Source organism: Spirosoma foliorum (assembly GCF_014117325.1).
GTDB lineage: Bacteria > Bacteroidota > Bacteroidia > Cytophagales > Spirosomataceae > Spirosoma > Spirosoma foliorum.
Genome location: NZ_CP059732.1, coordinates 5,233,713 through 5,245,863 on the forward strand (window position 1 = coordinate 5,233,713; position 12,151 = coordinate 5,245,863).

The 12,151-nt window shown below is 46.4% G+C and carries 11 protein-coding genes; 9 read left to right on the forward strand and 2 right to left on the reverse strand.

All coding sequences use genetic code 11. The features are described 5' to 3' along the window. Nucleotides 1–56: 56 nt before the first annotated feature. The 7 genes from H3H32_RS22240 to H3H32_RS22270 all read left to right on the forward strand — a co-directional run bounded on the left by H3H32_RS22240 (nucleotide 57) and on the right by H3H32_RS22270 (nucleotide 8,544). Nucleotides 57–1,553, forward strand: coding sequence for a lipopolysaccharide biosynthesis protein (locus tag H3H32_RS22240; protein ID WP_182457814.1), 1,497 nt, complete (start codon nucleotides 57–59; stop codon nucleotides 1,551–1,553). A gap of 114 nt (nucleotides 1,554–1,667) precedes the next feature. Continuing rightward, nucleotides 1,668–2,474 carry an FkbM family methyltransferase gene (locus H3H32_RS22245; protein WP_182457815.1) on the forward strand — a complete coding sequence of 269 codons (807 nt, stop codon included), beginning with the start codon at nucleotides 1,668–1,670 and terminating at the stop codon, nucleotides 2,472–2,474. Between the two features lie 99 nt (nucleotides 2,475–2,573). Further along, nucleotides 2,574–3,545 (forward strand): hypothetical protein, encoded by a 972-nt coding sequence (locus tag H3H32_RS22250; protein WP_182457816.1) that lies wholly within the window; start codon nucleotides 2,574–2,576, stop codon nucleotides 3,543–3,545. Next, nucleotides 3,542–4,834: a glycosyltransferase family 4 protein gene (locus H3H32_RS22255; RefSeq protein WP_182457817.1), complete on the forward strand. Its 1,293-nt coding sequence runs from the start codon at nucleotides 3,542–3,544 to the stop codon at nucleotides 4,832–4,834. Before H3H32_RS22250 ends, H3H32_RS22255 begins: the two co-directional genes overlap by 4 nt. 78 nt (nucleotides 4,835–4,912) lie before the next feature. Then, on the forward strand, nucleotides 4,913–5,656 hold the full coding sequence (locus H3H32_RS22260) for a glycosyltransferase family 2 protein (RefSeq protein ID WP_182457818.1): 744 nt from the start codon (nucleotides 4,913–4,915) through the stop codon (nucleotides 5,654–5,656). A 228-nt stretch (nucleotides 5,657–5,884) separates the two neighbouring features. Beyond that, entirely contained in the window at nucleotides 5,885–6,859 is a 975-nt protein-coding gene (gene pfkA / locus H3H32_RS22265) for a 6-phosphofructokinase (protein WP_182457819.1), read from the forward strand. 188 nt (nucleotides 6,860–7,047) lie between these two features. Then, nucleotides 7,048–8,544, forward strand: coding sequence for a TlpA family protein disulfide reductase (locus tag H3H32_RS22270; protein ID WP_182457820.1), 1,497 nt, complete (start codon nucleotides 7,048–7,050; stop codon nucleotides 8,542–8,544). A gap of 108 nt (nucleotides 8,545–8,652) precedes the next feature. Here the strand turns inward: H3H32_RS22270 and H3H32_RS22275 are convergent, their stop codons facing one another. After that, complete coding sequence (locus H3H32_RS22275) at nucleotides 8,653–9,564, reverse strand: DUF58 domain-containing protein (protein WP_182457821.1); 912 nt, start codon at nucleotides 9,562–9,564, stop codon at nucleotides 8,653–8,655. A 195-nt stretch (nucleotides 9,565–9,759) separates the two neighbouring features. Next, nucleotides 9,760–10,194: a septal ring lytic transglycosylase RlpA family protein gene (locus H3H32_RS22280; protein ID WP_182457822.1), complete on the reverse strand. Its 435-nt coding sequence runs from the start codon at nucleotides 10,192–10,194 to the stop codon at nucleotides 9,760–9,762. Nucleotides 10,195–10,466: 272 nt separating this feature from the next. Here H3H32_RS22280 and H3H32_RS22285 point away from each other — a divergent pair, with 272 nt between their 5' ends. Both H3H32_RS22285 and ychF read left to right on the forward strand, forming a co-directional pair. After that, nucleotides 10,467–10,793 carry a DUF3276 family protein gene (locus H3H32_RS22285; RefSeq protein WP_182457823.1) on the forward strand — a complete coding sequence of 109 codons (327 nt, stop codon included), beginning with the start codon at nucleotides 10,467–10,469 and terminating at the stop codon, nucleotides 10,791–10,793. A 256-nt stretch (nucleotides 10,794–11,049) separates the two neighbouring features. Beyond that, nucleotides 11,050–12,150 carry a redox-regulated ATPase YchF gene (gene ychF / locus H3H32_RS22290; protein WP_182457824.1) on the forward strand — a complete coding sequence of 367 codons (1,101 nt, stop codon included), beginning with the start codon at nucleotides 11,050–11,052 and terminating at the stop codon, nucleotides 12,148–12,150. Nucleotide 12,151: the final 1 nt, after the last annotated feature.

Sequence of the window (12,151 nt, forward strand, 5' to 3'; positions counted from 1 at the left end):
CTGGCGCAAAACATATTCAATCATTCATTCACTCTATCATTCAATCATTCACCTACATGGGTATCATCAAACGGCAAACCATTCAGAGTTCTATTTACTCCTATGCGGGTGTAGCCGTTGGCTTTCTGACGCAGGGTATTTGGTTTCCGAACTTATTCCGTGGAACTCAAGTCGTAGGGTTGTTGACCTTGCTGATTTCGCTCTCGCAGGTATTAGCCCAGGCATCGAATCTGGGACTGAACGGAGCTGGTGGGCGATATTTCCCCTTCTTCCGCAACGCCGACCGACAACACAATGGTTATCTGCTCATAACAAGTCTGACTACGTTGGTTGGTTTTGGGATTTGTGTGCTGGCTCTTTGGCTGGCACGTCCCTGGGTTATCGAATTCTACCAGAAAGACTCAGCTCTGTTTGTCGAATACTATTATCTGCTCATTCCCCTAACGCTTTTTACCGTCTATTTTACGGTCTTTGATAACTACGCCCGGCTGCTCTATGACCCCGTTACCGGAACGTTATTGCAGCAGTTTGTTTTGCGAGTCCTGATTCTGCTTGCGGGTGGCTTGTATTGGCTAGGATGGGTCACGCTACCACAGTTTCTGGGCGTTTGGTTACTGGCCTTTCTCATTCCGCTGATTGTCATGATCATCAGCGTTGCTCAGGACGAAGCCTTGTTTTTCAACCGAAAGTTTGTGTCAATCGATGCCAGTTTGCGTCGGAATATGATGCGTTATGCCGGTTTGACCCTCACATCGGCCCTCTCGACGCAAATTGTCTGGACTATTGATAAGGTGATGATAAACAGCAAACAAGGACTGGGCGACACAGGTATTTATGGCACAGCCTCTTATTTTGCCGCCGTTATTGCGATTCCGGCAACCGCTTTATACAAAGTGTCGGGTACGCTTATTGCCGAGTCGTGGAAAACAAATGATCTGAAAAACATTGCCACGATTTATCAAAAAAGCTGTCTGAACCAATTGATTGCAGGTTGTTTAGTTTTCGTAGGCGTAGCGGCTAATCTGTCTAATGTCTTTCGGTTTCTCCCACCCGATTATGCGGCCGGTTATTATGTAATTCTCTGGCTGGGTCTCGGCAAACTGATTGACATGGCAACTGGGGTGAATGGTATTATCATGAACACGTCGCGTTATTACACCTACGACACGTTGTTTTTTATCGCGCTCATTTTCATTACCATTGCCGCCAACCTACTCCTAATTCCACGCTTCGGTATTAACGGGGCTGCCATTGGGGCTGCATTGGCAACGATACTTTATAACCTCGCTCGTACGCTGTTTGTCGGTTTTGCGTTTAAAATGCAGCCCTTTACCTGGCGAAATCTGGTGGTTATTCTGTTGGGACTTGTTGTCTGGTGGCTAGCCATCCAGATTCCTTATCCGGCTCCCGATGCCCCTAAATGGCAAACTGTACTGGATATTGGCTGGCGATCAACACTAATCAGCCTATTGTTTGGAGGAGCAATTATCGGACTCAAACTATCATCCGATATAAACCAAATGGTAGAGGGGTTGAGAAAACGGTTTTTATGATTTCATTTTTTGTCATGCTGACGAAGGAAGCATCTTAAAACTTCCTCGCTGACTAGTTAGGAAACCTCAAGATGCTTCCTTCGTCAGCATGACAAAATCACTCGGTTATAGAACATGTGGGTTTTTCGATTTTTATTTACTGAAGCGGCTCGACTCGTACGTTCGATTGAAGGTCGGCGGTTACTCTGGTTGGCTTTTCAATATGGTGATCGGCCACGTAATCAGGCTGTTGATGTTACGTTTGGGCTCTATCAGTTTCGGGTACCTGATGCGCTATCGTTTGTCTGGCAGTATCGGGAAATTTTTGTTGATGAATTTTACAAGTTCTCGACAACGAGTTCTAACCCCGTCATTTTCGATTGCGGAACGAACATCGGTACGAGCGTTGTGTATTTTCGTCAGAACTACCCAAATGCACGCATTGTCGCCTTTGAAGCAGATGAGCAGATTAGCGCGACCTTACAGGACAATCTGCGAAAAAATCAGATCACAGGGGTCGAGGTAATTACGAAAGCGGTCTGGACAAACGAAGAAGGCATCTGGTTCGGTAGCGATCAGGCCGATTCGGCGTCAATTTTTTCCCAAACAGATCGAAAGTTAGTGCCGTCTGTCAGACTGCGTGACGTTCTTCTTCGGGAAACGCACATTGATATGCTCAAGATGGACATCGAGGGAGCCGAAACCGCTGTCCTGACCGATTGCCATGATGCGCTCGCCCACGTCAAAAACCTGTTCGTTGAATTCCACGCTTATCTCGACCATCCACAAACATTAGCTGAGGTGATGAACGTGCTGGAAAAAAGTGGATTTCGCTATTACATCAATACAAGCCAGTACCGCCACGCGCCGTTGGTCAATCACCGTTACAAAGGCAACGATAGCATGGACCTGCAATTGAATATCTTTGCGTACAGAAGTTGAGTTTGTAGTTTGACGTTCGTGGTTTGACGTTCACGTAGATAAGCACCCGTTCCGAACATCAAACCTCGAACTACAAACTACGAACCACAAACTAGTTCTATGATCGACAAAATCCTTTCTCGCCCTGAATTTCAGTCAGAACCGCCTGTATTGGTAGATATTGGGGCTTCGGGGCAGTTGCATGGCCGTTGGAAATCATTTGCCAAATACGCCGTCTGTATCGCCTTCGATGCCGACGACCGCGATTTTGGCTATGTCGAAAGCGAATCCAGCCATTTTCGGAAACTGTATACCTTCAATAATATTGTTACCGGGCCAAATTCAGCGGAGGAGGATACCGAAACAGCAAATTTCTATTTAACTGTTTCGCCCCATTGCTCCAGTCTGTTGCGTCCCCGGCCCGATTTGATTCAGGAGTATGCATTTGCGCCCAAATTTGAACCGACAAAAGTGGTTCAACTCAAAACGCGTAGTTTGCAATCTACACTCGACAGCCTGAATATCAAGCAGGTTGACTGGTTCAAAACGGATTCGCAAGGCACCGACCTTCGCCTGTTCCGAAATCTGGGCGACGACCGTGCTAAACGCGTGCTCACGGCGGAGTTCGAACCGGGCATTGCGTCTATCTACGATGGCGAGGACAAACTGTATCAGGTATTGCAGTTCATGGAAGAAACAGGCAGCCACTGGCTCGCCGAATTGCTCCCGAAAGGCTCTCCCCGAATCACGCCCGCTTTGCTGGACAGTTTCAGCAGTCAGCCATTAGTAAAGAAGTTCGTTCTCTTCTCGCTCAAGAACAGCGCCGTTTGGGGCGAAATGACCTACCTGAACCGTTTTGCTGACAGCACTACGCTTACGACACGAAATCTGCTCTTAGGTTGGGTCTTCGCAACGACGCTAAAGCAGCACGGTTTTGCCCTGATTCTGACCCAGAAAGCCAAAATCATTTCCTCAGATCCAATTTTTGCCGAAATGGAAGCCTATTCCCGTCGGCGGATTTGGGGGCGTGTGTTCGGGTTAGGATTCTGGCCAGAAGTCGTCAAAAAGTTCGATAAATTACTGGGACGTTGAGAGTTACGCACCTAAGCACCTATCATTTGTTCGGCGGGGCGGCTGTAGCAGCGAACCGGCTGCATCGGGCATTAGCGAAGATTGGGCAATGGACTGGGTCAGTCGAAAGTACCATGCTCGTGGGTACGTCGAACCGACAGGAAACGCACCGGCCAGAGCCTGGCGTTGTTTATCTGGCGAATAATTTCCTGGCCGAACAAACAGCCTTTGGTCGGTTTGTGGCTGAGCGACTGTACTTTTTGCCCCAGGAGCGTGACGTTTCGGTACGATTTCAGTTTTCACCTGCTAAGTTTGGCGCTACTCTCAACTTCCACCCTGCTATCCAACAGGCTGATATCCTGCATCTTCACTGGATCAACTTTGGCTTTTTATCCCTCAACGGCCTGCAATCGCTATTCGAGTTAGGAAAGCCTATCGTCTGGACACTACACGACCAGTGGGCGTTTACGGGTGGCTGCCATTACGCGCGGGGCTGTACTCATTTTCTCACGCATTGCCACCAATGCCCGTACCTAAAAAAGCCCGGCGAACATGATTTAGCCTATACTGTTTTTGAACGCAAAAAAGGCGTTTTCGGGAATGCCAGGGTGCACTTTACCCCACCGAGCCATTGGCTGGCCGACGAAGCGAAACGCAGCGCGTTACTGAGAAATTTCCCATTCTCGGTTATACCCTACGCCATCGATCAAACCATTTTTTGTCCTGTTGAACGTGCCGAAGCCAATACCCACCTTGACCTTCCCGACACAGGCAAACCTCGACTCTTATTCGGTAGTGCGAACGTAACAGACACGCGTAAAGGCTTTACCTACTTTGCCGAAGCGCTTACACTCCTGCATCAACAGCATCCTGATTTAACACCCGAGATTCTGGTGTTCGGCAAAGGTCGCTCCTACTTGTTCAACGAGCTTCCTTATCCGATACGCCATCTCGGTCTCTTAACGAGCGAAGACGATATCGTGGCCGCCTATAATGCCGCAGATGCCATGATTGTGCCTTCACTGGAAGATAATCTGCCTAACACCGTCATCGAAGCTATGGCTTGCGGAACGCCGGTAGTTGGCTTCCGAACGGGGGGAATTCCTGAAATGATCGGCCATCGGCAAAATGGGTATCTGGCCGACATCGGTTCAGCTCAGCAACTCGCGGATGGTATGGCCTTTGTCCTGACTCATCCAAATCCCGAAACCTTACGCCAAAACGCTCGCCAATCGGCCGAATTCCGGTTCTCGGAAGAAGTGGTAGCCAGCCAACACGTTGAGTTATATAGACAATTATTGAATGAGTGAATGATAGAATGAGTGAATATCGCGTTAGCTATTTTCTCATTCTATCATTCACTCATTCAATAATTCATTCATTAAACTATGCCTACTGTTTCCATAATCACCATTACGTATAACGCCGAGCGGTTTCTGGAGCGCACGATTCAGAGCGTATTGGCTCAGCAGGTCAGTGATTTTGAGTATATTATCATTGACGGAGCATCGAAAGATGGAACACTGGACATCATCAAACGCTACGAGAGTCATATCACGACCTGGATTTCGGAGCCAGACAAAGGGTTGTACGATGCCATGAACAAAGGGTTGCACCTGGCCAAAGGCGAGTATGTCTGGTTCATGAATGCGGGCGACGAATTACACGACCCGCAAACCCTTTCGAATCTCCTGACTCGGATCAACGCCACTCAGGCAGATGTCTATTATAGCGATGCCTTGTTTGTTGAAGAAGATGGATCGCCGGTTGGTTTACGAAGTCAGATAACACCACACACGTTACCCCATAACCTGACCTGGCAGGATATGGCACTCGGCATGAAAGTATGCCATCAGGCCTTTGTAGCCCGGAAAGCCATTGCGCCAGACTACCCGACCAATAATCTCAGTGCCGATTTAGACTGGGAAATTCGTTGCCTGAAAGCGGCAAAAAAGATCGAATTTTTACCGTTTGTTTTATGCAAATACCTCATCGGCGGGTTGTCTGTTCAGCAGCATCGCCGGTCGCTGATTGATCGATTTAAAGTTCTGGTAACGCACTTCGGATTTCTGCCAACAGTACGTAACCATATTAAGATTCTTTTACGTGCCAAGCGCTTCGAAAAACAATGACTATTTTGCGTTCTTCAATTCAAAAAGCGATTGGATAGCCGTTACGCTTGGCTAATTAATCAACCCTTAAAATGTCCATTTTAGCTATTTTATGAAATTTAGAGGAAAACAATGGGATAATTACCAGAACAATGCCTTTAGATTGCGAAATGCGGATAAATTTGCGGGGTTTATTATGAAACCCACCTGACCTTTTTGTGCAATTCCGACAAAAAATTGATTTAACCTATGAAACGAATAGCTGTTTTTACCTCGGGTGGTGATGCGCCGGGTATGAACGCCTGTATCCGGGCGGTTGTCCGGGGGGCGGTCTATCATGGCATCGAAGTATTCGGTATCCGCCGGGGGTACAGCGGAATGATAAATGGCGATATTTTTCAGATGTCTTCGCACTCGGTGAGTAACATCGTACAGCGTGGAGGCACCATCCTAAAATCGGCCCGCAGTAAAGAATTTATGACCCCCGAAGGCCGTGCTAAGGCTTTTGAACAACTCAAAAAGTTCGACATCGAAGGGCTGGTTGCCATTGGTGGTAACGGGACTTTCACAGGAGCTACCCTTTTTTATGACGAATTCGGCATCCCAACCGTTGGGGCGCCCGGAACAATTGATAATGATCTTTACGGTACCGACCATACCATTGGATTCGATACTGCGGTAAACACCGCGCTGGAAGCGATTGATAAAATTCGGGACACTGCCGATTCACACGACCGGATTTTTCTGATCGAGGTAATGGGTCGCGACTCAGGTTACATTGCCATTCAGTCGGGTATTGCCGGTGGTGCCGAGATGGTTATGGTGCCTGAAGTATTGACGCCTATTTCGGAAGTTGTTGAAACACTGAAGTCGGGTTGGAGTCGGCAAAAATCCTCTTCTATCGTTGTAATCGCCGAGGGCGAAGAAGCGGGTATTGCCACAGAAATTGCCGAAAAAATTCGTCAGCAGGTTGAAACGGCTATAGATATGCGTGTGACAACGTTAGGCCACATTCAACGAGGTGGTATCCCAACAGCCTACGATCGCATTCTGGCCAGCCGACTTGGCCTTGGCGCATTGGAGGGTCTGATGAATGGTGAAAAAAATGTAATGGCGGGCATTGTTAATAATGAATTGGTTTATACCCCTTTCCGGGATACCATTCGTTTACCGAAGCCCATTAATGAAGATTTGCTCCGAATGGTTAAAATCCTGAGCGTATAAGTTAAAAATGAATAATGTACAATGGATGATGAATAGTGGGTTAACACATACATTATTCGTCATTCATTGTACATTATTCATTTTCCATAAACTATAGTAAGTATGGCAAGCGTTTTGTAGTCGATATAATTATGAGCAAATAACGTAAATTTGACTCTGTTTTCCGACGAAAATACGTACTTCCATACATGAAAAACCTCCTGCTGACTGCTCTGCTTGGTGTGCTTTTGCTACCTGCTGCCAGCGCACAATCAACCGCTGAAACTCCATCTGCCGGTTTTCGGATTACAGGCCAGATAAAAGGTCTGAAAGATACAACTTGCGTACTGGCTCATTATTTCGGCTCAACCCAGTACATTCCCAAAGACACAGCCCGTGTAGATGCCGCCGGAAATATGGTGTTCGAAGGCAATAAAAGCTTACCCCAGGGTTTATTTCTCGTTGTAGTTCCTAAAAAAGGATACCTCCAACTATTAATTACCGACGATCAGCAATTTTCGTTTGAAACCGATACAACCAACATGATTAAAGACATGAAGGTGACGGGTTCGAAAGAAAATGAACTGTTCTATGCCTATCAGCAACAGCTCAGCAAATTATCAGATGAAGCTCAGGCGCTGAATATTCAGAAAAAGATTCGTACGGATGACGTTTCGAAAGCTATGTTCAATAAGCAGATGGGCGATCTGCAAAAGCAAGCGAATGATTATCGTATCCAGTTTATGAAAGATAATCCAACTACGTTTGCCGCTAAATTATTTAAAGCTACTGCCGAGCCCGAAGTACCACCTGCTCCTAAGGCGTCAAATGGTCGCCCTGATTCTGTTTGGGTATTCAATTATTTCAAAAACCATTTCTGGGATGATTTCGACTTCGCCGATGAGCGCTTTGTGCGAACCCCATTCTTACAACAGAAAATTGAGCGCTACATTAAGGAACTGACGGTTCAGACTCCTGACTCATTAATTAAAGAAGCCGATTTCCTGGTTAATAAGGCCATTGCCGGCAAGAATACTGAAGTAAAGTACTATACTATCTACTACATCACGAGTCAGTATGAGCAACCCAAAGTAATGGGAACAGATGGCCTATTTGTCCACATGTTCGAGAAGTATTACAAAACAGGAATCATGACCGTGTCGGATTCGTCGACACTGAAAAGTATTGGTGAACGAGTGGCCACCATGAAACCCAATCTGGTGGGTAAAATCTTGGCTTCGCCCGTCATTAGCGATACGCTCCGTCGGCCCATTGCATTCTCAGCCATCAAAGCCGACTATACTGTTGTATTCTTTTACTCACCAACCTGCGGTCACTGTCGCGAGAGCGCGCCTAAGGTGAAGAAGTTTGTCGACGACTATAAAGGAAAAGGTGTTGAGGTTGTGGCAATTGCCATTGACCAAAGCCCTGAAGACTGGAAGAAGTTTATCAAAGAGTTCAAACTTGGTAATGCCATCAACGGCTACGACTTCAGCTATCGCACCGATTACCGCCATCAATACGATGTTTGGACGACCCCAACCATCTACATACTCGACAAAAACAAGAAAATTATTGCGCGTAAACTACCCGTTGAGCAAATGGAAGATTTCATGTTATTCCACAAACGGCAACAAGCCGCTCAGCTTGCTAAAAAACCTGCCGCTGTAGCACCAGCGAATGCCAAGGCAAGTGTGAAGAAGTAACAAGTAACGTGGACCTCTGGTCCGCATAGCCGAAGGCTAACTTTGTTAAGGTTAACTACATAACTGCAACTTAGCCTTCGGCTATGCGGACCAGAGGTCCACGTTACTTCACTTCATTTTCGTCCGTTTCACTAAATACGACGTCAGAATCTGATCGAAGCCCTGGTCAATATCCGCTTCGATAAAATCAATTTTGTATTGACCACAACGCATCTTCAGTTCCTGAAAATACGTTTTTACAGCTTGTTGGTAGGTTTCCCGAACCTGCCCTGGTTGAAGTTTTACTTTCTCGCCCGTTTCAAGATCAATAAATTCGTAAGGGCGTTCGTCAAATGCAAAGTCCTCTTCGGTTTTCTTGTCGGTAACGTGAAACAGTAGCACCTCGTGCAGGTTATGACGCAGGTGTTGCAAAGCCGAAAAAAGCGCATCGGCCTTTTCACTATTGTCGAACATATCGCTAAAAATAACCACTAGCGACCGTTTGTTGATTTTCTCGGCAACCTGATGAATCACATCCGCAGCCGACGTTCGACGTAAGGGTTTGGGTTGCTGCATCAGCAAGTCCAATTGCGTAAAGAGTTTATGGACATGCGATGGCGTCGACTTGGTAGGCGTCTGCAAATCAATCTGATCGGCAAATGTTGTCAAGCTCACGGCGTCTTTCTGACGCTGTAGCATATACGCCAAACAAGCTGCAGCCATGACACTAAAGGTCATCTTCCCATAAGTGGCTTCTGGATAATACATCGACGACGACGTATCAATCAGTAGGTGGCAGCGCAGATTTGTTTCTTCCTCATATCGTTTGACAAACAGTTTTTCGGTCTTGCCGAATACCTTCCAGTCAATATGCCGCGTAGTCTCACCCGTGTTATAGAGTCGGTGTTCAGCAAATTCCACCGAGAAACCGTGGAATGGCGATTTATGCAGGCCGGTAATGAACCCTTCGACCAATTGGCGGGCTAGAAATTCGACGTTACCAAATGAACGTACCTGGCCTAGATTAAGCGGTTGTTTCATGGAATTTAATGAGCGAAAGAGTGAATGAGCGCAAGAGTGAAAAGCTGGCGCAATAATTTTCACTCTTGCGCTCATTCACTCTTTCGCTCATTCCCTTATTAAACATAACGCAAAAACCGAACCGTTCGACATTTCCGGCAGGAATTGCACAGGGAAATGGCGAACGGTTCGGTTTAATGTACCCTAAGAGGGAGGTTACAATACGGGTTCCAGCATGGGCTGGTAAGCAATAGGGGTATCAAATATAGAAGGAGCAAACGCAATGGAACTCCCCTTCCCAACAACCCGAAGCGATACATTGGCGATTCCTTTAGAAACCATGCCAAGTGCATGTGCAGCCGCATGAGTCAAATCAATAACACGACCTTTGGAAAAGGGACCCCGATCATTGATTCGTACAATTACTGATCGTTGGTTATCCAGATTTGTTACTTCGACTAATGTGTTAAGCGGCAGGTGACGGTGGGCACCGGCAAGCACTTCGGAATTAACTCGTTCACCGTAGGCGGTCTTACGACCATTGAACTTCTTGGAATAAAAAGACGCTTTGCCTTTCTGTATGAGGCTCGGAAGAGCCTCCGCCGGTTTCATGTTGCTAAAAAACAACATGAGAGACATGATCAAACTCATACAGCTTTTGGTTACGTGAAAAAAATAGACGAATAGCATGAAGATCAACTTACTCATACCATCCGCCCCCAAAAAGTGCAATTCCTGTAAAACAAAGATAGTATAGATCAACTTAACTACCAAGCATTTAGCCAAAAAAGTGTGGAATAGCCTCCACAACTGCCTTTCGTTTTGGGGTTATTCTACCCCAAAATATATTTATCCGCTTTCTTTTTGTTCTTTCCTGAATGCCCGTACTTTAGCGTTTGTGAACCTATTAAACCTCACTGATTGTGGACGAAAGAGACCGGGAGAAAATCTATTCAAGGCGAGTTCGGGCGGGTAAACGAACGTATTTTTTTGACGTTAAATCGACCCGTACAAACGATTACTACCTAACCATTACCGAAAGTCGGCGACATCCGCAGGGCGATGGCTTTGTTTATGAGAAACATAAAATGTTTCTCTACAAAGAAGATTTCGACAAGTTTGTGGAAGCCTTACAGGAAACGGTAGAGCATGTAAAAACCGAACTCATGCCCGATGTAGATTTTGCGCAGTTTACGCAACGCGAACGCGATGAACAGGATGATTTCGCCAGCGAACTCAAATGGGAATAAAGGGAGTTTTGATTTACGACCGCGCGGGCGGCCCCGTTACGGTTTACAAGTTTACTGAATGAGTTAGACTCTACCTTCTTACTACATACAAACTACAGTTAGCCATCGGCACCAATGCCGAAGGCTTTTTTTGTGGTCCGACATAGCAGTTGTATTTTTGCAAAAAAACAAAGAGCGAATTTTGGATAAGTGAATGAGTAAATAACCTATTAGCAGCTATTCACTCATTCACTCATTCACTCATTCAAAATTATTTATGGGACTTCAATGTGGAATCGTGGGTTTGCCAAACGTAGGTAAATCGACGTTGTTTAATGCAATTTCGAGCGGAAAGGCCGAAGCAGCCAACTATCCGTTCTGTACAATAGAACCTAACGTAGGTGTAGTAACCGTACCTGATGAACGCCTGGATACACTCGAAGGGTTGGTAAAACCCCAAAAGGTGGTGCCAACAATCATCGAGTTTGTAGACATCGCCGGTTTGGTGAAAGGCGCTAGTCAGGGTGCCGGTTTGGGCAATAAATTTCTGGCCAATATTCGGGAAGTCGACGCGATTGTGCACGTGATTCGTTGTTTCGAAGACGACAACATCGTTCACGTCGAAGGAAAAGTTGATCCGATTTCAGATAAAGAAATTATTGACGCTGAGTTACAGCTAAAAGATCTGGAAGCCGTTGACAAGAAAATTCAGAAAATTGCGAAAGCTGCTCAGGTTGGCGACGCCAAGGCGAAGGCAGAACTGGAAATTCTGAAACTATACAAAACGACTCTAGAAGCAGGCAAAAGCGCCCGTACCGTACCCTTATCGCCTGAAGAGCGCGATGCAGCTATTGGCGACATTTCCCTGCTCACGATAAAGCCGGTTATTTACGTGGCCAACGTGGATGAAGGTTCATTACCAGAAGGTAATAAATATTCAGATGCCCTTCGGGAAGCCGTAAAAGACGAAGGTGCGGAAGTAATCGTAATCAGTGCAGGTATTGAATCGCAGATTGCCGAAATGGAAGATCCCGAAGAACGGGAACTGTTTCTGGGCGAATATAGCCTAACCGAATCGGGACTGAGTAAGCTGATTAAAGCCTCTTACAAACTGCTGGGTCTGATTACGTATTTTACGGCCGGTGTAAAAGAAGTTCGTGCCTGGACCATTCACCGGGGCTGGAAAGCACCTCAAGCTGCCGGGGTTATCCACTCCGATTTCGAGAAGAAATTCATTCGGGCACAAGTCATGAAACTCCCTGATTTCTCGCAATTCAAAACTGAAGCGGGTGTCCGGGAAGCCGGGAAGCTAGCAGTTGAAGGGAAAGAATACGTCGTGCAGGACGGCGATATTATGGAGTTTTTGCATAGCGCTTAAC

What these genes read in the sequence shown, in the direction of transcription:
- H3H32_RS22240 (WP_182457814.1), top strand. Translation starts at nt 57, where the DNA reads ATGGGTATCATCAAACGGCAAACCATTCAGAGTTCTATTTACTCCTAT.
- H3H32_RS22245 (WP_182457815.1), top strand. Translation starts at nt 1,668, where the DNA reads ATGTGGGTTTTTCGATTTTTATTTACTGAAGCGGCTCGACTCGTACGT.
- H3H32_RS22250 (WP_182457816.1), top strand. Translation starts at nt 2,574, where the DNA reads ATGATCGACAAAATCCTTTCTCGCCCTGAATTTCAGTCAGAACCGCCT.
- H3H32_RS22260 (WP_182457818.1), top strand. Translation starts at nt 4,913, where the DNA reads ATGCCTACTGTTTCCATAATCACCATTACGTATAACGCCGAGCGGTTT.
- pfkA (WP_182457819.1), top strand. Translation starts at nt 5,885, where the DNA reads ATGAAACGAATAGCTGTTTTTACCTCGGGTGGTGATGCGCCGGGTATG.
- H3H32_RS22270 (WP_182457820.1), top strand. Translation starts at nt 7,048, where the DNA reads ATGAAAAACCTCCTGCTGACTGCTCTGCTTGGTGTGCTTTTGCTACCT.
- H3H32_RS22275 (WP_182457821.1), bottom strand. Translation starts at nt 9,564, where the DNA reads ATGAAACAACCGCTTAATCTAGGCCAGGTACGTTCATTTGGTAACGTC.
- H3H32_RS22280 (WP_182457822.1), bottom strand. Translation starts at nt 10,194, where the DNA reads ATGAGTTTGATCATGTCTCTCATGTTGTTTTTTAGCAACATGAAACCG.
- ychF (WP_182457824.1), top strand. Translation starts at nt 11,050, where the DNA reads ATGGGACTTCAATGTGGAATCGTGGGTTTGCCAAACGTAGGTAAATCG.